We start from the raw sequence: 22,877 nt of genomic DNA on the forward strand, positions 1-22,877 counted from the left end.
TCATGTTGAAGTTGCATGACGAGTTGATCACCGAACTCTCGAATTCGCTCACCACACAGAATTACAATCCCGTGGTCGTGGCGAACCACCGTCTCTACGCCCGCGCGTTTCTCGATTATCTGGCCGAGTGCGATATACAGGTCGAGACTGTGACGCCGCAGCAGGTCGATCAGTATTTTGGCTATGCGGTTCAGGATTTTGAGATCCAGTACGGTCGGCCTCCCAGTGCGCGTTGGCACATGTTGCCCCGCACCGCGATCGCCAAGCTCCTCCGGCTTGCTCAAGGCAATTGGCCCCCGGACGCAGAAATGATCGGTCCCGATGACGAGCATCGACATGAAATTTGCCGCGAATACGAGGCATGGCTGCGCGAGGAGCGCGGTTTGGCAAGCGCGTCCATTGCGGCGCTGATGTGGGAGGCGCGAAACTTCCTGCGATGGCAGTTCGACCGGGCCGGTGCCGCCAGCCTCGAAACGTTGAGCATCGTGGACATCGATCTCTACATGGACATGCGCGCGCCTGGTTTACGGCGCAAATCATTGGCCGATGTCGCTGAGCGTCTCCGTTCGGTGGTTCGCCATCTGCATCGGACGGGTTGCATCCCGACCGATCTGACGCCACACATCATCGGCCCCATGCTCTATGCCTACGAAGATGTGCCGTCGACGCTGGAAAGGAGCCAAATCGCCGCGGTTCTGGCGACAACGCAGGAGGACAGATCGCCACGCGGACTACGCGATTATGCGATACTTCAGCTGCTTGCCACGTATGGGCTGCGCGAAGGTGAGATATGCCGCCTTCGGCTCGATGACGTGGACTGGCGCGCAGAATCCCTCCGGATCTGCCACACCAAGACCAACGCGTACTCGTACATGCCGCTAATGGTGACTGTTGGTGAAGCGCTGCTGGATTATCTGCGCCTTGGGCGGCCCCAGGTTGAAGTGCGGGAAATCTTCGTCCGATCCTGCGCACCCTATATCGCAATGACGAACCTGTACGGCATGATCCGCGGTCGGTTGGCCGCCGCAGGCGTAGTGCCAGCAGGAAAGCGGGGGCCGCATGTCTTCCGCCACGCACGTGCGGTCGAAATGCTGCGGGCATCGGTCCCGCAAAAGATCATCGGCGACGTGCTCGGGCATCGATCCACCGAATCCACCAATACTTATCTCAAACTGGCAACAGATGATCTCCGAGCCGTGGCACTCGAGGTGCCTGGAATGGAGGTGCTGTCATGAGCGCCTGGCACGATCCCGATCGCACCGTCGTCGACGCCTTCCTGGTAAAATCGCAGTTCCGGCCGGGAAGCGTACCGACATATCGCTGGTTCCTTTGCACCTTCGAAGATGTTGCCCGCCGGCATCCGGCGGTGGACCGGCAGATGCTCGACGCCTGGCTGAAGGAGATGCAAAAACGTTGGCGATTGTCGACGCTGCTCAATCAGGTCTGCATTGTCGACCGCTTCCTCGACCACCTCGTCGAAATCGGGCTGATCGCCGACAACCCTGTTGCTGCACTTCGCCGTCGGTACAACGTCAAGCAAAGCAAGCCGATCTGGCGGGCCTTGGCTTCCCCGAATCCCGACGAATCCTTGGCCGCGTTACGACGGCCTGCGCCCTTCGGCAGCGTGCTGGGTGACTTCATGCAAGACCATGTCATGCTGATGCGCAGCCGGGGATATCAATATGAAGCGCAGGCTCACTGGCTGCTGCGGTTCGATCGGTTCCTTCAGGCCCGTCCCGACCTCGCGGAGCAACCACTTGAGGCAATGATTGCGAGCTGGGCGGCTGCCAAGCCGACCCGCAACCACGCGGCTGAATGCCAGAAGCTGGCGCGCATCCTGACCAAGGCGCGGTTCCGCCTCGATCCGACTATCCCGCCAAAGCGCTTCAATCCCCGGCCAGAGCGGGAAGTAGCGCGGGAGCATCGGCAACCGCATATCTTCAGCCCGGCTGACGTTCGGCGTATGCTCGATACCGCACGGACTTATCCGTCGCCGGACGCTCCGCTGCGGCCGTTGACCCTCTACACCATGATCATGCTGGCCTATTGTGCCGGGCTACGGCGAAGCGAGCTGGCATGGCTCGATCTTGGTGACGTGGACCTGCAATCAAGCACGATCACGATCCGGGAAACGAAGTTCTACAAGACCAGGATCTTGCCTCTATCCGACAGTGTCGCGGTCGAACTGCGCGCGTACATCGATGCGAGGCGGCGCGCTGGCGGCCCACAGAACCCGAAATCAGGGCTGTTCTGGCATGCCCACTTAAATGACCGCTACAGGCCCGAGGCGGTTACGACAATGATTACCAACGTCATGCGCCGTGCTGGGCTCAAGCCCGCTTCGGGCCGGACCGGGCCGCGGGTCCATGACCTTCGTCACTCGATGGTGGTGAACCGCATCCTCCAGTGGTACCGGTCCGGCATTAACCCTCAGGAAAAACTGCACTTCCTCTCGACCTACATGGGGCACCGGGATCTCCACTCCACGCTGGTCTACATCACCGTCACGCAGGATCTGTTGCAGGAAGCCAGTGAACGGTTCCGCGCGCTCGGCGCCCCGTGCCTTGTCACGGAGGCGCGGCCATGAGGAAAGGCAATCCATTGCCCGCGTTGTTGCGGGCGTTCTTCCAGGAGTGGCTGGCCGAGCAGCGCAGCGCGTCAATCCACACGATCCGCTCTTATCGCGACACCTGGCGGCTGCTGCTTCGGTTCGTCGCGGAGCGAAAAGGCTGCGGGGTCGCGCGGCTGACGCTCACCGACGTCTCGGCCGGCGAGGTGCGCGCGTTCCTTCATCATACCGAGCATGGCCGCAAGACCACGATCGGCACGCGGAACTGCCGACTGGCCGCCATCCGCAGCTTCTTCAGCTTCGTGGCGGACAAGAATCCGGAATACATCGCGCAGTGCTCAGAGGTCCTGGCTGTTCCGTTGAAGCGGGAGCCCACCTCCGCGCCGTGCTACCTCGAGCCCGAGGAGGTCGAGGCCATCCTCGCCCAGCCCAACCGATCGACACTCGAAGGGCTGCGCGACCATGTACTGCTCTCGTTCCTCTATAACAGTGGCGCGCGAATCCAAGAGGCGCTTGACCTCTGTCCCGAAGCAATCCGGTTCGATGCACCGAACTTCGTGCGTCTTTACGGCAAGGGGCGCAAGGAACGCATCTGCCCGCTCTGGCCAGAAACCGTGGCATTGCTCAGGAAGCTACTGGAGCGACAGCCGCGTGCGCCCGATGAGCGGATCTTCGTCAATCGATACGGTGAACCGCTAGGGGCGTCAGGGGTGCGGTTCAAGCTCAACGCCTACGTGGAACAAGCCGCGAAATCGACGCTGACCCTCCAGTCAAAACACGTTACGCCTCACAGCTTCCGGCACGCGACCGCCGTCCACCTCGTTGCCGCCGGAGTCGATATCACCGTCATCCGCAGTTGGCTCGGGCACGTCAGTCTCGATACGACCAATCACTATGCTCAGGCCAATCTGGAGACCAAACGAAAGGCGCTGGAACAGGTTGGCGCCCCGGCGGCGAGCAACGTGCCACCTTCGTGGAAGCGAGATGCCAATCTGATGGGATGGCTCGACACCCTATAGAATAATGTGAAGGACGTGGCGAAATGTTCCGCAGCTTTGCAGGACTACGCCGCGTTCCTCCGCATTACCGCTTCCTCGCGATAAGCCGTCATTCACAACAATCTCGACGCGGCGATGGAAGCGGCCAACATCACCGGGAGCGAGGGCACGCTGAACCGTCAGGCGAAGTCCGCCGCCCGCTCGGCTTTCGAGAGCACCAAGCAGCGCTTCTTCGGCCACCTCTTGACCTCCATGAAAACCCCGACACTGATCCGATCTATCGAGAGCGATCTGGAAGCGGGTCACGCCGCTGTCATCCAGATCGTCTCGACCGGCGAAGCCCTGATGGAACGGCGGCTGTCCGAGATCCCGACCGAGGAATGGAACGATATTTCCGTCGACGTTACGCCGAGGGAGTACGTAGGCTCGTATTTGCAGCATTCCTTCCCGGTCCAGCTCTATGAGCCGTTTACCGATGGCGAGGGGAACCTCTCGTCACGCCCCGTCTTCCGTGATGGTCAGCCGGTGGAATGCCGCGAAGCCGTAGCCCGGCGCGACGAGATGCTGGAGCAACTCGGCTCGCTTCCACCCGTTCCGGGGGCGCTCGATCAGATCGTGCAGCGCTTCGGCACGGATGTGGTGGCCGAGGTCACGGGGCGTTCGCGCCGGATCGTGCGCAAGGGCGAAGGTGTATCGGCACGCCTTGCGGTCGAGAACCGTGCACCCTCCGCAAATCTTTCCGAGACCTCGGCCTTCATGGATGACCAGAAGCGCATCCTGGTCTTCTCGGATGCCGGTGGCACAGGGCGCAGCTATCACGCCGAACTCTCGGCGCGGAACCAGCGTCTGCGCGTCCATTACCTGCTCGAACCGGGCTGGAAGGCCGATGCCGCGATTCAGGGGCTGGGCCGCACAAACCGGACCAATCAGGCGCAGCCGCCGCTGTTCCGGCCCATCGCCACGGATGTCAAAGCCGAGAAGCGCTTCCTCTCGACCATCGCCCGCCGCCTCGACACGCTGGGCGCGATCACACGCGGCCAGCGCCAGACCGGCGGACAAGGGCTGTTCCGTCCCGAGGACAATCTGGAATCCGCCTATGCCCGCGATGCGCTGCGCCAGCTCTATCTGCTGATCGTGCGCGGCAAGGTCGACGGCTGCTCGTTGGAACGGTTTGAATCCGCCACCGGCCTGAAACTGATGGATTCGACCGGCATCAAGGACGAACTGCCGCCGATCACCACCTTCCTCAATCGCCTGCTGGCCCTGACCATCGAGTTGCAGGGCATCCTGTTCTCGGCCTTCGAGCAGCTTCTGCAAGCCCGGATCGACGGGGCGATTGCATCCGGCACCTATGACATGGGGCTGGAAACTCTGAAGGCGGAGAGCTTCATCGTCACCGGCCGCCAGGTGATCCATACCCATCCGGGCACGGGGGCGGAAACCCGGCTCATGACCCTGACTGAACGCAAGCGCAATCAGCCGGTCACGCTCGATGCCGCTCTGGCTGAACTGGATGATCCCCGTGCAAGATTGCTCATCAACGAACGATCCGGTCGTGCCGCCGTTCAGATCCCGACCACCAGCGTCATGCTGGATGATGGCGAGATCGAACGCCGTGTGCGGCTGATCCGGCCGATGGAGGCGATGAACATTCCGGTGCGGGCGATGGGTGAGACACATTGGCTTGAGGCTGACCGTGCCGCCTTCACTGCGGCCTGGAAGGCGGAACTGGCCGAGGTGCCGGAGTTCACCGACAACATCCTGCATATGGTGACGGGGCTGCTGCTGCCAATCTGGAAACGCCTGCCGCAGGACTCCTCCCGCGTCTATCGGCTCCAGACCGACGAGGGCGAACGCATCATCGGTCGCCGGGTATCGCCGGCATGGGCCGCCAATGCCTCGACCAGCGGCGTTACCAGCAGCCTCACATCGGATGCCGCCTATGCCGCGCTGATCGAAGGTCGCACGATCCTTGATCTCGCCGAAGGGCTGCAACTGCGCCGCGTCCGCGTCATGGGCGCCAACCGGATCGAACTGACCGGCTTTACTGACGCGATGCGCGACCGGCTGCGGGCCTATGGCCTCTTCAGCGAGATCATCTCGTGGAAACTGCGTTTCTTCGTGCCGGTCGGCGCGATGGGACCGGAGATCACAGGCAAACTGCTTGACCGCTTCCCGGTTGAACGCATCGGTGAGCGGGAGGCCGCATAATGGCGCGTCTCAACGCTTCCGAACTGGCGCAGCATCTCGGCCGACAGGCCGAGGCGGTGTGCCGCCACTATCTGTCGAATGGGCGTAAACAGGGCAATTACTGGCAGGTTGGCGATGTCCGAAACACGGCTGGCCGCTCGATGTTCGTCCGGCTGCACGACAGCGTGAAAGGCGCTGCCGGTAAATGGCAGGACTCGGCCACGGGGGAATATGGCGATCTACTGGACGTGATCCGGGACTCGCTCGGTCTGATCGACTTCGCAGACGTTGCCGAAGAAGCCCGGCGCTTCCTCAGCCTGCCGCATCCTGAACCGCAGCCACCATGCCGTCCGTCCCGAACGCCAGCACCATCGGGATCATCCGAGGCCGCACGCCGCCTCTGGCGCATGACGCAGCCGCTGATCGGCAGTACCGCAGAAGCGTATTTACGCGGACGCGGCATTACGGATTTACGCCAAGCCGCAAATCTGCGGTTCCATCCCAACTGCTACTGGCGGCCCGAGGACGATGGCCCAACGCAAGCATGGCCCGCCATGATCGCCGCTGTCACCGACCTCGATGGCAGGATCACCGGCGCACACCGCACATGGCTGGCCCCGGATGGTTCCGGCAAGGCATCTGTCGATCCGCCGAGGAAGGCAATGGGCGACCTGCACGGACATGCAGTGCGTTTCGGTGATGCGCAGGATGTCATGGCAGCGGGGGAAGGTATCGAAACCATCCTGTCGCTGCGTCAGGCTCTGCCAACCATGCCGATGGTTTCCGCACTCTCGGCCGGACACCTCGCGGCCATCCTGTTCCCGCCGCACCTGCGCAGGCTCTATATCGTCCGCGACAATGATCCGGCAGGTGACAGCGCACGCGATAGCCTGGTGGACCGGGCGCACGAGGTCGGGATCGAGGCCATCACGCTCTCGCCCCTGATGGGGGACTTCAACGAGGATCTTGCAACTCACGGGCTGGATGCCGTTCGGGCAGAGATCCGGGTGCAAATCGCTCCCGAGGATGTCAGCCACTTCATGGCTTCAAGTGCATAGCCGGTACGGGGCCGTGATCGGGCCGTTCCGATCCTGTCATGCGCATAGGCTGCATCCTGTCATCAGCAGAGGACCGCGCCTTGGCCTTCCGAGAGGGCGATCGGCCCACAAACGCTCCGGTCAGGCAATGGCGGCGCCCGACTGATTTCCGTCGGCGGGCAAGCCCGCCTTTACAGCGCGAAACAAATCAGCCGGGCTTTGCCATCAAGGCCCTCGCCAGAGGCTCGCGCTGCCAGACCGGAGCGCCCGTGGGCTTTCGTCGCCATGAAGGCCGCGACGGTCGCGGTCCAACTGACGGAAGCATCCCATGTACGCGCATGACGATTTCGAACCCGATCACAGCACGTCCCCGACCGGCCATGCCATCGAAGAACTCAAACTCTACGGCTACCGTCCCTCCGAAGACGAGGTCGATCCCCGGATCACACCCGAAGATCACGTTATCCAGGGCGCAGTCTCCGACATCTTCGACGCCCTGATTTCCACCATGGCCGACACCAGCCTCGATTTCGACCTCGACGAGATCCTCTGGTCCACGGTCAACACCTTCCACCGCGCTGTCGGGCGGATCGAGACCAAACTCGACGATAACGAGCAGGCACAAAAGCGCCTTCAGCGCGAACAGGATGGCAGCGAGGTCAAATCCGTCCAGCTCGAAACCCTGATCGGCGCGGGCCAAAGTCTGATCGATCGCCGCGACAGCATGGAAACCTTCCGCGATACCGCCGCCGACCTCTATCTGCGCACCACCGGCACGCCCTGGTCGCAACGCTCCGGCTCACGGGTCAACCATCGCCAGATGACCTCGGCCATGATCGACAGCCGCGACTTCATCGCCGCCAAACGCCGGGCCGACAACGAGGTGCTGCTGCCCGCCGGACCGAAGATCGCCTTCTCGGGCGGTGACACCACCGATCACCGGACGATCTGGGCCAAGCTCGATCAGGTCCACGCCAAGCACCCGGACATGGTGCTGATGCACGGCGGATCGCCCAAGGGTGCGGAACGCATCGCGGCCACCTGGGCCAATAACCGCAAGGTCGCACAGGTCGCCTTCAAACCCGACTGGGCAAAACATGCCAAGGCAGCACCCTTCAAGCGCAACGACCAGATGCTCGGCATTATGCCAATCGGGGTCATCATTTTCCCCGGCACGGGCATTCAGGACAACCTGGCCGACAAGGCCCGCAAGATGGGCATCCCGGTCTATCGCTTCGGAACTGGCAGCGCGTGAGCGCTGCCTTCCCACCTCATCATGAGCATGACGACAGCGCCCGCTGATCATTCCATGTCGCACAGACAGGCAGATTTATGCTATATGTCGCAGTGCGCCATGGTGGTGGTGGAAGGCGCAACCGTCCAACCTTTGCACGGAGACACCACCATGATCGTTCTCGGATTCCTCGTTTCCATCGCAGCCATTGGCACCATGTGTTGGCTTCTCTTCAATCTCACCGTATTCGCCCTGCCGTTCTTCATCGGCCTGAACACAGGCAGCTGGGCCTATGGCACGGGGGCTGGCTGGCTCGGCGGCATCGTCGTCGGTCTTCTCGCCGCCGGTCTGACACTGGCCGTCGGTCAGGGCCTGCTCATGCTGTTGCGCCCGCTCTGGGCGCGGCTGCTGATCACTCTGGCCTTCGTCGCTCCGGCGGGGATGGCCGGGTTCTATGCTACCCTCGGTATCGTTAAGCACATGATGCCGTCTGAGACATGGCAACTTATCTTCTCGGTGATCGGAGCGATTGCGGTGGGCGTGACGGCTTTCCTGCGCGTTGCAGGCATGGCGGCAGCCGGTCCAGCGGATTGTAGTCTCACTCGTGCATGAAATGCCGAGCTTAGTTGCGAGGAATACATAGCAGCCCCAAGTGGTTAGTTCCCGCAGCATATCTGCGCGACCGCTTCTTTGCCGTTCGCAGGCCATAGCGTCCGCTCGATAGCAGACCTTAACCTTCTGGTGCATTCGGGGCGTCATCGCCTCAGCAACCGAGTTTTGCGCATTTCAAATAGTTGCCCTTCAAGACGTTTTCGCTGGCGGCTGCATCACGAACGAAGAACTTGCGCAGGTATACCCATTTGCGGGCCTAGACTCGCTCTGCCACGAAGCGGCTGATCTCAGCGATCATATTTTTCACATCATCCTTGCTGAATTGATCGTTCTGACCATGGGCGGCCTTGTTCCGAAGGTCCGCGAGCGCAGTCACCTGTTTTTGCACGAGAACATTGTATCGGCCTGCCTTCGTAAGATCGCTGTTCATCTTGTCCAGCTTCCCATGGACAATACCTTCCTCGTCGCACATCTGGCGAATCGTAGTTTCAAGAACCACCCCAGCGATCACAGCAGCGGCAGGATGATAGCCGCTGTTCAGCAACTCCGTAGCTTGATCCAACTCACTATCGAACACCTCTGCTTGGATCAGTGACCGTGCCGAACTACAATATCCTCCGGCATAGTCTTCCTTCGCACCAGCTATCAGTGATTTGAGGTTGATCAATATCTGAGCATTTGTGCCGTAATTGCCCTTCTCATTTGAGGTGAAAGCTTTGTAATGTTCAGATTGTTCTCCACAGGCGAGAGCCAGTAGATTCTTCGCTTTGGCTTTCCACGCTAGATAGAGGTCGTTGTCGACATAATCGCCATCGGACATGGCACCCTGCCGATGCTGTTTTGTCGCTTCCAGGTCCACAGCCTGACATAATAATTCGTCGAAACGCCTAAGCAGCTTGTTATTAATCACCGCGGCCTCCCCCTAATTGCACTAAAGGCAATTTTATGAACAAACTGGTCGAACAAGCATAGTCCGATCTTGTTAGATCATAACCTAAACCCGCCAGTTCCCATCCCGCCAAAAGCAGATATTGTGCACCGCCGCAGCAAGCGGCCCGCATAGCTGCCCTACCTTGGGCGTGGCAGGTTCTCTACGTCTTACGGCAACCTACCCTGCGGACGGGAACCTTGCACGCACCTGAACCGGAATGATCCGCTGATGGCGACCAGAAGCGGGTGCGGATCATTCCATCTTCGTCAGGAAAATGGTGGCAGACAGCGACCAGGCATCGGATCAGCTTGAGGCACAGATGCGGCCCATAGGAGCGCAGAACGGGGAGCACCAGCGTTTGCGGACTGACCAGAACCCGGTTGGGGCAATGCCGGTAAAACAGTCGGGAAGATAGATGCGCATGCCAGAGACGCAGAGCGACAGGCAAGGCCGGTGTTTCCGTCTGGTCATAATGATGGGGCCTCAAGATTGCCACCTCTCCGTTCAGCCCCCCGTGTCTCGACCGCTCCAAACGGCCTCTTCAATGGCCTGATCTGGCCGAAGAACAGCGCGATGCGCTTCGACCGCTTTAGCGCAACAGCGTCGTCACAACTTTCTTCCCCTGACGGCAGAGCCGCCATTCCGCGCGGAACAAGAAAGTTTCTCCTGTGCGGTCCAGCCCCCAAAGGGGGGTGCGCCAGCGTTCGTCTCCGGCCGGTCGATCGCCATAGAGGCCGCAATGGTGCGGGCTCGGAAACGGAAAACGGAGACTTAAAATGGCAACCATCGGCACCTTCAAGAAGACCGGCTCGAACGAATTCACCGGCGAAATCGTCACCCTCAGCGTCCAGGCCAAGGGCGTGCGCATCGTTCCCGACCTGCGCGCCACCGGCGAGAACGCCCCCAGCCACCGGGTTCTGGTCGGCCGCGCCGAGATCGGTGCCGCCTGGTCCAAGCGCTCCAACGAGGGCCGCGACTATCTGGGCCTCAAGCTGGACGATCCGAGCTTCAACGCTCCGATCTACGCCAACCTCTTCGATGACGAAGAAGGCGAAACCTTCTCCCTCATCTGGTCCCGCCCCAACGGTCGCCGCGGCGACTAAGGCGCGGCACAAAGGCCCCGACCGCAAGGCCGGGGCCTTTCTCGTGCCCGCGGGAAAGCCGTCACGCCACCGCGCCCTGCCGTGTTTGGCACGGATCAGTCGTTTAGGATCGGAATCATGGTTTTCACATGGGCGTCGATCCGTTCCAGCACGGGCGGCGGGACCACTTCGCGCTCCGGCAGCGTCCACCATTTTGCATCGATCTGCTTCACCGTTTCGGCAACCGCCCTCAGGACAGCAGGCTCGGGCAGCCTAGCCCTATTGGAAAACGCCTTCCATCGGGCCGGAGTCAGGCCCTTGAAGACACGCTCGCCGCCCAGAGACAGCGCAAGCCCATCGGCGGGAATATAGGGAACGGTCGAAAGCATGTCATAGATCGGGGCAAGCGCCGGCGTGTCGCCACTTCCCGGATAGATCAGCGACCAGTTCTTGAGATGCATATCGCCATTGCCCATGACCACCGAGAATGTCAGCCGCCGGACAAAATCCAGCGCGGCGAACGGCGAGATTGCCACGTTCAGGGCAGATGCGATGTCGTGGGAAGCGGCGCCATCATATTTACGTGCTGGATACAGGCCAAAAACCTGCGCGAAATCTTCGATATGGATGCGTTGCCCATCTGCTCCACGGTCAAAGCGTCGAACGAGCAAAACCAGACCTTCTGCAAGCATCTCAAATTCCTCGGGAATGCCCTCGAACTGGTCTCTGCTGACCAGTTCGCGTGCGGGCACGTCCATGCCGATCGCTTCGGCAAGCGCGAGATTTGCGAACTCGTTCTCCGACACGCCCGGGAAGGCGGTCGAGGGGAATTTTGCAATATACTGCCCCTGGTCATCGCCGAGCGGCAGGGTCAGTCCACCGCCCTTGCCGGTGTTCTTCATCACCGAGAGCTTCATCTGCACGCCTGCCAGTGAGAAGCGGGCCTTGGGCTGGCCTTGCATGGGTGCCGCTCCGATACCGGGTTGCCCTTCACTCGGCAGCACGCGCACAGCCCCCGGCAAGTCCGCGCCAAGGGTGGCCAAGAGGTCGAAATCGTTACCCGGTCGCACATTGCCCGCGTGATGCTTTTCCATCGCATCGCGCAATCTGTCTTCGGGCAGCAGGTTGGCAAAGAAAGGTGGCAGGCTGCCAGCGACAGGGCGCGGATCCTTGCGCAAGCCCCCCGATGCCGCGCGCAGGGACAGGCTCAGAACCGGAAAGCCGCCGGTCGCGCGATAGGCGGGATCAAGGCTGAAGGCGTTGAAATCACCCGGCGTCCTAACGATCGTGCCGACCTTCGTATTGTTCAGGAACACATCGAGCGAAGTGATGATCTCAGCGGTACGGGCTTCTGTCATCGTCACTCTCCGGTTGTGGGCTGAAGGCGGGCTGATCGTCCTCGGACTCGGGGCGCAGAAGCGCTTCGATGGCGGGCACCATCACCTGCGGGACCAGCATCATTTCCAGACCAAGCGCCCGGGCGATGTTGATCAATGTCGTGGTGCGTGCGGCCGCGGCCCCCGTCTCGATATCCCGGTAGCGTGGCCGCGAAATGCCGGCGAGATCGGCCACTTGTCCCTGGGTCATACCCATGGACAGCCTGGCACGGCGAAAATGGTCGCCGACCAACCCTAGCGTTTCTTCCTCTGACTTCATGTGGAACCCTTAAGGATCATTCATAATAATATTGATCTGAATAGGTATCACACCTCCCAGAATTTGCAATGGATTTGATCCGCAAACATGTCACTTCGCGTTCAGGAGATATGTTTAGGGATCACTTTTACCAGATCGCGACCGAGCACCTCTGCAGGTGCTGCGCCTGCACAGAGAAACCGAATCAGGCCTGTGATGTGCTGCTTTGTAGAAGCATCGCCATCGCCAGTTTCGTAGAAATCATGTGGCGCATCGCACAAGAACGACTAAAATAGCCGTAGTTCTGGAATGCGCGCCGGTCGCGATGGGAGGTGATCATGCATGATCACCGCTCGACAGTCGCGGGCCGCACGCGCGTTACTGGGTTGGACGCAGGAGACGCTCGCTGACAAGGCCCGAATATCGCTGACTGCCCTGAAGCGCCTCGAGTCCGAGAGCCGGCTCGAGGTGTATGAGACAACGCGTGATCAGGTGCGGCGGGCGCTTGAAGCAGCAGGGATCGTTCTCCTGTCCACGGATCGCGGGCAAGGAGTGTTGTTGGTTCATGATCAGGACGAGAAAAGATACTCGTAAAGCCATGATGCCTGGTTGGCGCGGGTTGAACTGTCGACGCGCCGATGACACCGCCTGTGTGATATGGTGACACCCGACATGACATCTGCGCTCATGCCCTTCGATGACATCGCACCTGTCGGGGACAAGCTGACCGAATATGACCGGGCGCATGTAAAGCTCTACATGCGCTTGCTTGACGCTGCCACTGATGGTGCGGAGTGGACCGAAGCCGTCAATGTTCTGTTCGGTATCGACCCTGTTCTGGAACCAGAGCGTGCCCGAAATGTTCACGACAGCCACCTGTCCCGCGCGCGATGGATGACAAAGAGCGGCTATCGCCAGCTGCTGCGTCATCCAGATCGGAACTGACCTTACCGCCGTTACGCCAGCGATGCCCTGAGAGCATCGCCTCATGTTTTCGTCTCGGCTTCCATCGCGGGAGAAGCGCCGCAATCTTCTCAAGCTCCACCTGTGCGGTTTCAACCAGGAGCGGAGCATGAAGCCGGATACATCCCGCTGGCGCGATCAGGACCAGTATGAATTCTACGATGACCTTCCCGTTGAGGGCGTCGCCTGGGAATGTCTGCGCCGTAGTGCTGCTTATCAAGCCAGCTTCGATGATATCGTAGCGCAAGGCGACAGAGACCTTCCCCTTTCGGATGATGACCAGGAACTCTGGGGGTTGCGATTTCCCGGCAGACCCCAGGCTTTCTGCTCTCGATCAACCCGTGATCTGGTCGCCCGTCGCCAATCCGGACATGCTGATACTCGGAACGGCCCCAGATTTTCTCCGACCATCACCCTCCGCGTTATCCGTCGATATTGCTGACGGCATCCGCGGACCAGAAGGTGCATATGGCATTTGCGGCGCCAGGGACGGCGTTCAATATCTGATCCTCGCCGAAACCAGTGCTGATGCGCAGCCAGCGCTCATCCTGCCTCTGGATGGCGATCTGCCGGATCGGCTCGAAGCCATTCTCAGGCTATGGCAAATGCTGGCCGCGAAGCCCGTGCGCCGCGATTCCAGAATGACGCCATATCAGCGCCGACGCTTCCGCTTGATGATGCAGGCTGCGGACGGAAACGCCAATCACGCGACCTATCGTGAAATTGCCATCGCTATCTACGGAGAGGCGCGTGTTCGTTCAGAGCCCTGGAAGACATCTGCTTTGCGCGCTTCTGTTATCGCCCTTGTCCGTTCCGCTGCTGCGCTGATCGATGGCGGCTACCGAGATCTTTTGCACCATCGTCGCAAACCCTGACGCTGTCGCCTGATCGGGGGTGAGGATTTGCCCCCTGCAATCTTCCTCATCCCCCATACCGCAGCGTCTTCGCCACCGTGCGCATGTCATGCCGTTGATCGTCAGCGGCATCCTGCACAACCACGGAGGCCACCTCATGCGACCTGATCTCGCCGCCTTGCCGCCACGCTACCTGCGCACCAAGGAAGCCGCTGACTTCCTCAGCCTTTCCGCACGGACTTTGGAAAAGCACCGGACCTATGGAACCGGGCCGGCCTATCACAAACTCGGCGGTCGCGTGGTCTATTCGGTCGAGGATCTCGCAGCCTGGGTTGCGCGCGGGGCGGTGACATCAACGTCTGATCCACGTGGACAGGTTCTCCCGGCCAAACCTCTTCCGCAGGCCGCATTCACGTCACCCAAGCGTATCACGCGCTGACCGGCTGATGGCCCCCCAATATCCACCTGCCTCGGAGCGCCGACAGCTCGATTTGTTTCGGGCGCTTCCCGGTGAATTCGCTCCACGAGACGCGCAGGATCTCATGGCTTATCCCTTCTTCTCTCTTTCCAAGTCACACCGGACACGCCCGATTGATTTCGAGCTTGGCAGTGTCTCGATCCGCGTCGAAGCTGTTCCTGATCACGGTATGGCGACGATCTGGGACGCCGATATTCTGATTTGGGCGGCCAGTCAGATTGTGGAAGCCCGGGATGCCGGTCTGCGCACGTCCCGCCTGATGGCGGCAACGCCGTATGAAATCCTGACATTCACCGGGCGGGGAACCTCGCTACGTGACTATCAGCGTCTGAAAGCGGCGCTGGACCGCCTGCAATCGACCACTGTTGCGACTTCGATCCGCCAGCGCGCCAGCGGGCGACGCCATCGCTTTTCTTGGATCAACGAGTGGCATGAACGAACCGATGCCAACGGCCGCCCGGACGGGATCGAGATGATCGTTCCCGACTGGTTCTACAGTGCGGTTCTGGACGACGCCCTGATCCTCACCATCGACCGGGCCTATTTCGATCTAACCGGAGGACTCGATCGCTGGCTCTATCGCCTGGTGCGCAAGCATGGTGGACGGCAGAAGAATGGTTGGCGGTTCGATTTCCGGCACCTGTACCAAAAATCGGGAAGTCTCTCGCCGTTCAAGCGCTTCGCTTTCGAATTGCGCGACATTATCCGTCGTCAGCCATTGCCGGGTTACACCCTGTTCACAGAGGTCGAAACCGGCGGCAGGATGCTGCTCGCTTTCGAGCCTTCTCCGTCCTGTGGAAAACCTGTGGATGGCCTCGTGCTATCGGGAACCCGGACTATCGTGCCATCAGGAACCGGCGGCTCGTGCTATCGGGAACCCAAACGGCTCCTATCATCAAGTAATAAAAGCGAAAATCGTGCCCTTAACTTAGAGTCTAACACAGAATCTAACTTTGAAGAGCGGCGGCGCGATGTGGAAAAGCTCATCGCGAAGGCCGGCGCGGCACTGAAATCGGGTGTCCGCAAAGGCAAGCTGACACACGCAAACTCAGGAACAATCGCGCGCGCGACTACGCCTGAACTTCCTCTTGGCAAGCTTGGGGAGCGGCGATGATCGTCGCGTTCCTCAATCAGAAAGGCGGCGTGGGCAAGACCACGCTGGCGCTGCATCTCGCCGGAGCCTGGGCTGCGCAAGGCAAGCGCGTCATCCTGATCGATGCCGACCCGCAAGGCTCCGCACTCGATTGGTCGCAGCGGCGCAGCCATGAAGGACTGCCAAGGCTGTTCACCGTCATCGGCCTTGCCCGCGATACCCTGCATCGGGAAGCGCCGGAGCTGGCGCGTGACGCCGATCATGTCGTCATCGATGGTCCACCCCGTGTCGCTGGTTTGATGCGCTCTGCGCTGCTTGCAGCCGATCTGGTGCTGATCCCGGTGCAGCCATCTCCTTTCGACGGCTGGGCCTCGGCCGAGATGTTGGCGCTTCTGAACGAAGCGCGCATCTATCGACCGGAGCTGTCTGCCCGTTTTCTGCTGAACCGATGCGCTGCGCGCACCGTCATCGCCCGCGAAACGGCCGAGACACTGGCTGACCATGATCCGCCCTTGCTGGCCACGACAATCGGCCAGCGTGTCGCCTTCGCCGAAGCCGCACAGACCGGGCGACTGGTCCCCGAGACCGATGGCGGCGAACGGGCCGCACAGGAGGTCACAGCACTGGCGGCCGAAATCGATGGCCTCGGTATCGGGAGGATCGTGCCATGACACGGCCACCCGTCAAATCTGGCTTCGCATCGCGTCCGGGCAATCCCGATAGCTGGGTCAGAGCCGCCGATGCGCCGGCAACCGGCAAGACGGCTACGGAGGCGTTCACCGCGCGCCTGACCATCGACATCACGCCCGAACTGCGCGGGCGCATCAAGGTCGCCGCTTTCCGGCGCAGCGTCACCGTCGCCGTGATGCTGCGCGAGCTGCTGGTCCGCGAGTTTCCACCCACCGAAGGAGATCAGCCATGACCGGTACAACCGCGCGGGCAGCGCATGAACATCCGCAGGCGGAAGGGCCAGCTCCGTTCACCACATTGGTCGAACTGACCTTCCAGAAAAAGAAGGTCGAGCGGTGGATACGCTTTGGACGCAAGAGCTTTGAGCAGATCATCGACCGCCGCCGCAGTCTGATCGGTTTTGAGCCCGAAAGCATCTTCGCCTTCGTCCGCTGGGCTTCCAACGATTACGGCACCATCGTTTCGCGGCTCGACATCCTGCGCGCTGTCAGGCGTGGCGAACCGTACCAGACCGTGCCCTTCGTTCGACCTGGCGGCGAGATCCTGCTGCGTATCGACGGCTGGCCAAAGGTCCAGCGGGTGTTGGCCCTGATCGATGCGGTGGACGCGCTTGGCGTCGATCCGGCGGATGTTGCCCCGGACCATTGGCGGCACGTCCACAACCGTTTGAGTGCCGGTCAGGAACCCAACACCTACACCCCGGAGCGCCATGCTGCATGGGCCAGCAGACGGAGGATCGCACCATGAGCCGCCGTCATATCCTTGCCGTGTCCATGCTGGCCGTCGGCACGCTTGTCGCCACGGCTGTTGCCGATCTGCCAACCCGGCTGATCTGGAATGCGACTGCCAGCGCGCCCATCGGCTTCTACACAGTTGCTCCCACCGAAGCGCTCGAAGTTCCCGAACTGGTCGCCATCATGCCGTCTGAGCCGCTGGAGCGGTTCATGGTCCAGCGCGGCTATATCGGACGCGGCGTGCCGTTGCTGAAGCGTGTCCTCGGCCTGCCGGGGCAACGCGTCTGCCGTAACGGTGCGACCATTACCGTCGATAATGTCGAGATGGGGGACGCGCTGGAGCGCGACCGCATGGGCCGCGATCTGCCGGTCTGGCAGGGCTGCCGCATCATCGGCGACGGTGAACTCTTCCTCATGAATTGGGACATTCGGGACAGCCTCGACGGCCGTTACTTCGGACCTGTTCCCGCCAGTTCCGTCATCGGCCGGGCGCTCCCGCTCTGGACCGATGGGGAAGGCGATGGCCGCTACGAATGGCGGGCGGCCACGCATTGAACCCACGCCAAACCCACCAACACAGGAGACATACCATGCCACAGATCGGTCAATTTGCGCGTGACGCATCCGGCTTCGCCGGTCAGCTCGTCACGCTCACCATGAAGCGCGATCTCGTCATCGTGCCCGCTGAACATTCCGATGCGGAGAATGCGCCGGACTATCGCGTCCATTACATTGAACATGACGGGCCGGAAGTCGGTGCTGCATGGAAACGCACCGGCGAAAAGGCTGGCGAATATCTTTCGGTGCTGCTCGACGATCCCGCCTTGCCGCAGCCGATCCGCGCCAATCTGTTCCGCGACGACGATGCAGGCTCGTCATGGTCGCTGCACTGGAGCCGCCCGCGGCCCCGCGAAGATCGGGACTGAGATCATGCGATCCCGCTCCCTTCTTCTCTTCACGGCCCTTCTGTCGGCGGGTAGCGGATTGACGCCAGCCATTGCGCAGGTCACGCCGCAACCCGCGCCTGTCACTGCGCATCCCCATGCTGCTTTCATTGCCGAGGCGTCACAGCGTTTCGGCATTCCAGAGCACTGGATTCGGGCCGTGCTGCGTGTGGAAAGCGCGGGCGATGTGCGCGCCATCTCATCGGCGGGTGCAATGGGACTGATGCAGGTCATGCCCGATACCTGGGCGGGCCTGCGCAGCCGCCACGGCCTCGGGCGCGATCCTTACGATCCGCGCGACAACATCCTCGCAGGTGCCGCGTATCTGCGGGAGATGTGGGACCGCTATGGCAATGTCGCGGCCATGCTTGCCGCCTACAATGCCGGTCCCGGTCGCTATGACGAGCATCTGGCGACAGGTCGCACTTTGCCCGCAGAAACACGCGCCTATGTCGCCACGCTCGCACCTGTTCTCGGGCATGCGGCTGCGCCAGATGTGCCGACGATCGTGCCGCCGCCGCCGGATTGGCGCGAAGCTCCGCTCTTTGTTGCGCAATCCGGCGGCAATTCGGCGGCGGTCAATCAGCCGTCGAACGACGTCCGCGCAACCGTTCCTCTGCGCGATTCCGTCGATCAGGAGCCGCAGGACGGCGGCATATTCGTGGCCCGTGCGAGCAATGGAGATGCGCCATGAGCATGGCGGCTCCACGCGCTTTCGGTCCGCTTCCGGTGTGCAGTCAGGCAAGGGGTCGCCTGGCTGCATTCCCGGCAGGAAGGGCAAAAAGGGAAAGAAAGGCGGAGGGCAAGATAAAGGAAACCGGCACCCTGTCGGGTCGGTTTCTGGGCAAGCCCTTGTCTGCACACTGTTTTGAGGCGCGGCGCACGGCACCCTGCTTTTGGGCCTCGCGTGCCGCGATCTGCCGCAAAGCCTTGGCTTTGCTGGGTTTTGACCGGCACTATAGCCAAATACCTGCCGTTTGCGTGCCTAAACAGCATGGGATGCGCCCATGAGTGGCGACGACGACAACCGCTTTCGCCCCAGGCCGGGCCGGATCAAATCCGACGTCCAGAAGGCGGGCAAGGCGAAGAGCTTTCTGACGCAGGCGAAGAAGCTGGCGCGTCAGCATAGCAACAGCCCGGGCAGGTCATCATCATTCGCATCACGGACGTCCTCGTCGCCTTCATCTGGTTCGGCCGGAAAGAGCGGGAAGGCGTCGCGGGCTGGCAAAGGTCCGGGCGTCAGGCGTGGCCGCGGCGCGGCCTTTGTCCGCGCCCGAACCCTGTCGGGCGGCTGGCGTCACAGTGCGGCCGGCGTGCGCCGCGTCGTCGTCAAGACCCGGTACGTCCAGAGCGCGGGGAAGAATGGCAAAGGGTCTGCCCATCTGCGCTACATCCAGCGCGACGGCACCTCGCGCGATGGCGAGCGTGGCCAGCTCTATTCCGCCACCGACGATCGTGCTGATGGAGATGCCTTTCTTGATCGCGGCAAGGATGATCGCCATCAGTTCCGCTTCATCGTTTCGCCCGAAGATGCTGCCGATCTTTCCGACCTCACCGAACACACCCGCGATCTGATGAGCCGCATCGAGACCGACCTTGGCACGAAACTCGATTGGGTGGCGGTCAATCACCACAATACCGGCCATCCCCATGTGCACGTCATCGTCCGGGGCAAGGATGACCTGGGCGAGAATCTTGTCATCAACGGCGACTATCTCGCCAACGGCATCCGCGAGCGGGCCAGCGAATTGACCACGCTGGAACTCGGCCCCGTGACCGACATCGAACAGAGCCGCAAGCTGTCTGCCGAAATCGATCAGGACCGCTTCACGCGCATCGACCGCGCCATGGCCGAGGAGGCCGATGAAAGGTTCCTCGATCTGCGCCATGAACCCGCAGATGCACGCCGCCAGTTCAACCGCACGCTTCGCCTGCGCCGTCTCGCCAAGCTGGAAAAGATGGGGCTGGCCACGGAACATGCACCCGGCGTTTGGGAGCTTGGCGCGAAGATGGAATCGGCGCTGCGTGATCTCGGAGAACGCGGCGACATCATCGGCAACATGCACAAGGCGTTGAAGGCCGATGGGCAGGAGCGCGACCCGATGACCTTCCAGCTTCACGATGCAGCACCGGCGGCACCCATCACCGGTCGCGTCGTGGACAAATACCTCACCGACGAGATGGGCGAGAACCTGACGCTCGTGGTGGACGGCATCGACGGGCGAACCCACCATCTTCCCGGCATTGATCCGGCCCGCGTCGAGGACGCCCGGATCGGCAGTATCGTGGAAGTCGGCCCCACTGACACAGCACAACGTCCCTCTGATCGCACCATCGCTACGATCTCGGAGAATGGTATCTACAGACCAAGCCGCCACCTCGAACAGGTGAAGTTCGAGGGACGTGTGCCGGGTGGTGATTACGAGGGCTATGTCGATGCCCATGTCCGGCGACTGGAGGCGCTACGCCGGGCCGGGATTGCCGAGCGGATCGACGCCGACCAGTGGCGCATCCCGGAAGACTTCGAGAGCCGCGCCACCGCCTATGATGCCGGTCGCAACCGGCAAGCCAGCATCCGTGTCGTCTCGACCTTCGATCTGGAAAAGCAGATCGGCGCCGATGGCGCGACCTGGTTGGACCGGCGATTGGTCACATCGGACGCCTCTGACCTTACCCCGGCAGGGTTCGGCCAGCAGGTGCGCGAGGCTATGGACCAGCGGCGTGAACACCATATCGCACAGGGCGATGCCACGCGGCAGCAGAATGGACGCATCCTCTATCGGCGCAATCTACTCGCCAATCTGCGGGAACGGGAAGTGGCCCGCGTCGGTGCGGAGATGGCCGGGAGCAAACGATTGCCGTTCCGTGCGGCTGCCGATGGCGAGAACGTCAGCGGCAAGTTCACCGGGACCGCACATCTATCGAGCGGCAAGTTCGCCATCGTCGAAAAGAGCCACGAGTTTACCCTTGTCCCCTGGCGGCCGGTCATCGACCGTCAGCTCGGCCGCGAGGTTGCGGGCATCGTGCAGGGTGGATCAGTCTCATGGCAAATGGGACGGACGCGAGGGCTCGGCGTTTGAGCCTTTGCCGAACTCGCGCCTCATAAATTGTTCGGTCGAAATCGGCATATGAAAAGGCCTGTCCGATTTGCCGCCGATGGTATCCAGCAACGCGATACCCCTGCTTTTCCTGTTGTGGCTTTCGAAAACGTCTATTTTCTGATCGGCTCCGTCTCTCTTGTCGATTGGAGCCTGTATGCGTGGAGGCCGAATACTCTGGGGCCAGATCATTGTCGTGTTCACCATCGTCGTGGTGATGGTCTGGGCTGCAACGCAATGGGTGGCTTTCCGGCTCGGCTTCCAGCCACAGCTCGGCGATCCCTGGTTCGATGTTGCCGGATGGCCGTTCTACTATCCACCGGCCTTCTTCTGGTGGTGGTTTTCGTACGACGCCTATGCGCCGGGCATCTTTACCGAAGGCGCGTTCATCGCCACGTCCGGGGCGGTTCTTGCTATAGCTGCCGCCTTCCTCATGTCGATCATCCGGGCACGCGAGGCCCGCAATGTCGCCACCTATGGCTCAGCGCGATGGGCCGAGGATAAGGAAATCCATGCTGCCGGATTGCTCGGCCCGGATGGCGTCGTTTTGGGGCGGCACAGCAAGGATTATTTGCGTCATGGCGGCCCCGAGCATGTGCTGTGCTTTGCGCCGACCCGATCCGGCAAGGGCGTGGGCCTCGTCGTGCCAACGCTGCTGACCTGGCCGGGAAGCTGCATTGTCCATGACATCAAGGGTGAGAACTGGAACCTGACCGCAGGCTTTCGGTCCCATCATGGCCGTGTCCTGCTGTTCGATCCGACCAATGTGCATTCCGCAGCCTATAATCCGTTGCTGGAAGTCCGGCAGGGGGAATGGGAAGTACGCGATGTGCAGAACATCGCGGACATTCTCGTTGATCCCGAAGGCAGCCTCGACAAACGCAACCATTGGGAAAAGACCAGCCACAGCCTGCTTGTCGGCGCGATCCTGCATGTTCTCTATGCCGAGAAGGAAAAGACACTGGCGGGCGTCGCCAATTTCCTGTCCGATCCGCGCCGTCCTGTCGAGGCGACCTTACGCGCGATGATGGACACGCCGCATCTGGGCGAAGCCGGGGTGCATCCCGTCATTGCCTCGTCTGCACGTGAGCTTCTGAACAAATCCGAGAACGAACGCTCCGGCGTGCTTTCGACGGCCATGTCGTTTCTTGGACTTTATCGAGATCCGGTTGTGGCCCGCGTGACGGAGCGCTGCGACTGGCGCATCGCCGATCTGGTTGGCGCGAAAGAGCCGGTCAGTCTCTATCTTGTCGTGCCACCCTCGGACATCAATCGGACCAAGCCGCTGATCCGCCTCATCCTCAATCAGGTCGGGCGGCGGCTTACCGAGGAACTGGAAACCTCCGGCAAGCGGCATCGCCTCCTGTTGATGCTCGATGAGTTTCCGGCACTGGGGCGGCTGGATTTCTTTGAATCGGCGCTGGCCTTTATGGCCGGCTACGGCCTGAAAGCGTTCCTGATCGCCCAATCGCTCAACCAAATCGAGCGCGCCTATGGGCAGAACAATGCCATTTTGGACAACTGCCATGTGCGGGTTGCCTTTGCGGCCATCATCGAAAGCTGCCCGACACGACTTCTCCTGCCGAACGAGCGCGCGATCGAGCCACAGATCACCGCGATCTATCGCCGTTTCGGCCTCAATGATCGGCAGATTGAGATCCTCGCACGGGCCACGCCCAAGCGGGATTATTACTGCCAGTCGCGGCGCGGCGATCGGCTGTTCGAGCTGGGCCTT

23 protein-coding genes and 2 pseudogenes are annotated in these 22,877 nt (G+C 61.4%); 22 read left to right on the forward strand and 3 right to left on the reverse strand.

From position 1 onward, the window contains the following. Positions 1-2 precede the first annotated feature (2 nt). The 7 genes and pseudogenes from AN936_RS19725 to AN936_RS19755 all read left to right on the forward strand — a co-directional run bounded on the left by AN936_RS19725 (position 3) and on the right by AN936_RS19755 (position 8,640). Complete coding sequence (locus AN936_RS19725) at positions 3-1,235, forward strand: site-specific integrase (protein ID WP_015449381.1); 1,233 nt, start codon at positions 3-5, stop codon at positions 1,233-1,235. Further along, a complete protein-coding gene (locus tag AN936_RS19730) occupies positions 1,232-2,587 on the forward strand; it encodes a tyrosine-type recombinase/integrase (protein WP_009823940.1) in 1,356 nt (451 codons plus the stop codon). The genes AN936_RS19725 and AN936_RS19730 overlap by 4 nt, the downstream gene beginning before the upstream one ends. Beyond that, positions 2,584-3,588 carry a site-specific integrase gene (locus tag AN936_RS19735; RefSeq protein ID WP_009823939.1) on the forward strand — a complete coding sequence of 335 codons (1,005 nt, stop codon included), beginning with the start codon at positions 2,584-2,586 and terminating at the stop codon, positions 3,586-3,588. Before AN936_RS19730 ends, AN936_RS19735 begins: the two co-directional genes overlap by 4 nt. An 84-nt stretch (positions 3,589-3,672) precedes the next feature. Continuing rightward, a pseudogene (locus AN936_RS19740) lies at positions 3,673-5,778 on the forward strand (strawberry notch C-terminal domain-containing protein); the annotation flags it as partial. Continuing rightward, the gene (locus tag AN936_RS19745; protein ID WP_054589580.1) at positions 5,778-6,815 is read left to right on the forward strand and encodes a DUF7146 domain-containing protein; all 1,038 of its coding nucleotides are present in this window, start codon (positions 5,778-5,780) and stop codon (positions 6,813-6,815) included. The pseudogene AN936_RS19740 and the gene AN936_RS19745, both read left to right, overlap by 1 nt. Positions 6,816-7,122: 307 nt before the next feature. Further along, a complete protein-coding gene (locus AN936_RS19750; protein ID WP_054589581.1) occupies positions 7,123-8,049 on the forward strand; it encodes a DUF2493 domain-containing protein in 927 nt (308 codons plus the stop codon). A 150-nt stretch (positions 8,050-8,199) separates the two neighbouring features. After that, a complete protein-coding gene (locus tag AN936_RS19755) occupies positions 8,200-8,640 on the forward strand; it encodes a hypothetical protein (protein WP_054590439.1) in 441 nt (146 codons plus the stop codon). Positions 8,641-8,896: 256 nt separating this feature from the next. Here the strand turns inward: AN936_RS19755 and AN936_RS19760 are convergent, their stop codons facing one another. Then, positions 8,897-9,550 carry a DUF4145 domain-containing protein gene (locus AN936_RS19760; RefSeq protein WP_201782943.1) on the reverse strand — a complete coding sequence of 218 codons (654 nt, stop codon included), beginning with the start codon at positions 9,548-9,550 and terminating at the stop codon, positions 8,897-8,899. Between the two features lie 797 nt (positions 9,551-10,347). Between AN936_RS19760 and AN936_RS19765 the strand changes: the two genes are divergently transcribed. After that, entirely contained in the window at positions 10,348-10,674 is a 327-nt protein-coding gene (locus tag AN936_RS19765; protein ID WP_054589582.1) for a DUF736 domain-containing protein, read from the forward strand. Positions 10,675-10,769: 95 nt separating this feature from the next. On the opposite strand, the gene AN936_RS19770 is transcribed toward AN936_RS19765, so the two are convergent. Both AN936_RS19770 and AN936_RS19775 read right to left on the reverse strand, forming a co-directional pair. Then, positions 10,770-12,011 (reverse strand): type II toxin-antitoxin system HipA family toxin, encoded by a 1,242-nt coding sequence (locus AN936_RS19770; protein ID WP_054589583.1) that lies wholly within the window; start codon positions 12,009-12,011, stop codon positions 10,770-10,772. After that, positions 11,989-12,309, reverse strand: a complete 321-nt coding sequence (locus tag AN936_RS19775; RefSeq protein WP_054589584.1) for a helix-turn-helix domain-containing protein — start codon at positions 12,307-12,309, stop codon at positions 11,989-11,991. Before AN936_RS19775 ends, AN936_RS19770 begins: the two co-directional genes overlap by 23 nt. A 321-nt stretch (positions 12,310-12,630) precedes the next feature. On the opposite strand from AN936_RS19775, the gene AN936_RS19780 reads away from it, so the two are divergent. The 14 genes and pseudogenes from AN936_RS19780 to traG form a co-directional block, all read left to right on the forward strand. Then, on the forward strand, positions 12,631-12,882 hold the full coding sequence (locus AN936_RS19780) for a helix-turn-helix domain-containing protein (RefSeq protein WP_054589585.1): 252 nt from the start codon (positions 12,631-12,633) through the stop codon (positions 12,880-12,882). A 78-nt stretch (positions 12,883-12,960) separates the two neighbouring features. Further along, positions 12,961-13,233 (forward strand): DNA -binding domain-containing protein, encoded by a 273-nt coding sequence (locus tag AN936_RS19785; protein WP_054590441.1) that lies wholly within the window; start codon positions 12,961-12,963, stop codon positions 13,231-13,233. A 127-nt stretch (positions 13,234-13,360) separates the two neighbouring features. After that, on the forward strand, positions 13,361-13,693 hold the full coding sequence (locus AN936_RS25935) for a transcriptional regulator domain-containing protein (RefSeq protein ID WP_299941432.1): 333 nt from the start codon (positions 13,361-13,363) through the stop codon (positions 13,691-13,693). After that, complete coding sequence (locus AN936_RS24315) at positions 13,593-14,126, forward strand: DUF2285 domain-containing protein (RefSeq protein WP_234715652.1); 534 nt, start codon at positions 13,593-13,595, stop codon at positions 14,124-14,126. The genes AN936_RS25935 and AN936_RS24315 overlap by 101 nt, the downstream gene beginning before the upstream one ends. A gap of 136 nt (positions 14,127-14,262) precedes the next feature. Then, positions 14,263-14,544: a helix-turn-helix transcriptional regulator gene (locus AN936_RS24320; RefSeq protein ID WP_084758662.1), complete on the forward strand. Its 282-nt coding sequence runs from the start codon at positions 14,263-14,265 to the stop codon at positions 14,542-14,544. A 103-nt stretch (positions 14,545-14,647) separates the two neighbouring features. Then, complete coding sequence (locus tag AN936_RS19790) at positions 14,648-15,697, forward strand: replication initiator protein A (RefSeq protein ID WP_420496820.1); 1,050 nt, start codon at positions 14,648-14,650, stop codon at positions 15,695-15,697. Beyond that, a complete protein-coding gene (parA, locus tag AN936_RS19795) occupies positions 15,694-16,347 on the forward strand; it encodes a ParA family partition ATPase (RefSeq protein ID WP_054589587.1) in 654 nt (217 codons plus the stop codon). Before AN936_RS19790 ends, parA begins: the two co-directional genes overlap by 4 nt. Continuing rightward, entirely contained in the window at positions 16,344-16,598 is a 255-nt protein-coding gene (locus AN936_RS19800) for a hypothetical protein (protein WP_054589588.1), read from the forward strand. Before parA ends, AN936_RS19800 begins: the two co-directional genes overlap by 4 nt. Then, complete coding sequence (locus AN936_RS19805) at positions 16,595-17,113, forward strand: DUF2840 domain-containing protein (protein WP_054589589.1); 519 nt, start codon at positions 16,595-16,597, stop codon at positions 17,111-17,113. Before AN936_RS19800 ends, AN936_RS19805 begins: the two co-directional genes overlap by 4 nt. Then, complete coding sequence (locus AN936_RS19810) at positions 17,110-17,655, forward strand: S26 family signal peptidase (RefSeq protein ID WP_054589590.1); 546 nt, start codon at positions 17,110-17,112, stop codon at positions 17,653-17,655. The genes AN936_RS19805 and AN936_RS19810 overlap by 4 nt, the downstream gene beginning before the upstream one ends. 35 nt (positions 17,656-17,690) lie before the next feature. Next, positions 17,691-18,026, forward strand: a complete 336-nt coding sequence (locus AN936_RS19815; RefSeq protein WP_013368398.1) for a DUF736 domain-containing protein — start codon at positions 17,691-17,693, stop codon at positions 18,024-18,026. Between the two features lie 4 nt (positions 18,027-18,030). After that, positions 18,031-18,738, forward strand: a complete 708-nt coding sequence (locus AN936_RS19820) for a lytic transglycosylase domain-containing protein (RefSeq protein WP_054589591.1) — start codon at positions 18,031-18,033, stop codon at positions 18,736-18,738. Between the two features lie 1,153 nt (positions 18,739-19,891). Then, the gene (locus tag AN936_RS25620) at positions 19,892-21,124 is read left to right on the forward strand and encodes a DUF3363 domain-containing protein (RefSeq protein WP_257719812.1); all 1,233 of its coding nucleotides are present in this window, start codon (positions 19,892-19,894) and stop codon (positions 21,122-21,124) included. A 175-nt stretch (positions 21,125-21,299) separates the two neighbouring features. Beyond that, positions 21,300-22,718, forward strand: a pseudogene (gene traG, locus AN936_RS19830) (IncP-type conjugal transfer protein TraG); the annotation flags it as partial. Positions 22,719-22,877: the final 159 nt, after the last annotated feature.

Source organism: Sphingopyxis macrogoltabida (assembly GCF_001307295.1).
Classification (GTDB): Bacteria; Pseudomonadota; Alphaproteobacteria; order Sphingomonadales; family Sphingomonadaceae; genus Sphingopyxis; species Sphingopyxis macrogoltabida_B.

Coding starts and splice junctions, on each gene's coding strand:
- AN936_RS19810 (WP_054589590.1), top strand. CDS start 17,110: ATGAGCCGCCGTCATATCCTTGCCGTGTCCATGCTGGCCGTCGGCACG.
- AN936_RS19780 (WP_054589585.1), top strand. CDS start 12,631: ATGATCACCGCTCGACAGTCGCGGGCCGCACGCGCGTTACTGGGTTGG.
- AN936_RS19745 (WP_054589580.1), top strand. CDS start 5,778: ATGGCGCGTCTCAACGCTTCCGAACTGGCGCAGCATCTCGGCCGACAG.
- AN936_RS19820 (WP_054589591.1), top strand. CDS start 18,031: ATGCGATCCCGCTCCCTTCTTCTCTTCACGGCCCTTCTGTCGGCGGGT.
- AN936_RS19765 (WP_054589582.1), top strand. CDS start 10,348: ATGGCAACCATCGGCACCTTCAAGAAGACCGGCTCGAACGAATTCACC.
- AN936_RS19730 (WP_009823940.1), top strand. CDS start 1,232: ATGAGCGCCTGGCACGATCCCGATCGCACCGTCGTCGACGCCTTCCTG.
- AN936_RS19770 (WP_054589583.1), bottom strand. CDS start 12,011: ATGACAGAAGCCCGTACCGCTGAGATCATCACTTCGCTCGATGTGTTC.
- AN936_RS19750 (WP_054589581.1), top strand. CDS start 7,123: ATGTACGCGCATGACGATTTCGAACCCGATCACAGCACGTCCCCGACC.
- AN936_RS25935 (WP_299941432.1), top strand. CDS start 13,361: ATGAAGCCGGATACATCCCGCTGGCGCGATCAGGACCAGTATGAATTC.
- AN936_RS19815 (WP_013368398.1), top strand. CDS start 17,691: ATGCCACAGATCGGTCAATTTGCGCGTGACGCATCCGGCTTCGCCGGT.
- AN936_RS19790 (WP_420496820.1), top strand. CDS start 14,648: ATGGCTTATCCCTTCTTCTCTCTTTCCAAGTCACACCGGACACGCCCG.
- AN936_RS19775 (WP_054589584.1), bottom strand. CDS start 12,309: ATGAAGTCAGAGGAAGAAACGCTAGGGTTGGTCGGCGACCATTTTCGC.
- parA (WP_054589587.1), top strand. CDS start 15,694: ATGATCGTCGCGTTCCTCAATCAGAAAGGCGGCGTGGGCAAGACCACG.
- AN936_RS19755 (WP_054590439.1), top strand. CDS start 8,200: ATGATCGTTCTCGGATTCCTCGTTTCCATCGCAGCCATTGGCACCATG.
- AN936_RS19725 (WP_015449381.1), top strand. CDS start 3: ATGTTGAAGTTGCATGACGAGTTGATCACCGAACTCTCGAATTCGCTC.
- AN936_RS19800 (WP_054589588.1), top strand. CDS start 16,344: ATGACACGGCCACCCGTCAAATCTGGCTTCGCATCGCGTCCGGGCAAT.
- AN936_RS19785 (WP_054590441.1), top strand. CDS start 12,961: ATGACATCTGCGCTCATGCCCTTCGATGACATCGCACCTGTCGGGGAC.
- AN936_RS25620 (WP_257719812.1), top strand. CDS start 19,892: ATGGCCGAGGAGGCCGATGAAAGGTTCCTCGATCTGCGCCATGAACCC.
- AN936_RS19805 (WP_054589589.1), top strand. CDS start 16,595: ATGACCGGTACAACCGCGCGGGCAGCGCATGAACATCCGCAGGCGGAA.
- AN936_RS24320 (WP_084758662.1), top strand. CDS start 14,263: ATGCGACCTGATCTCGCCGCCTTGCCGCCACGCTACCTGCGCACCAAG.
- AN936_RS19735 (WP_009823939.1), top strand. CDS start 2,584: ATGAGGAAAGGCAATCCATTGCCCGCGTTGTTGCGGGCGTTCTTCCAG.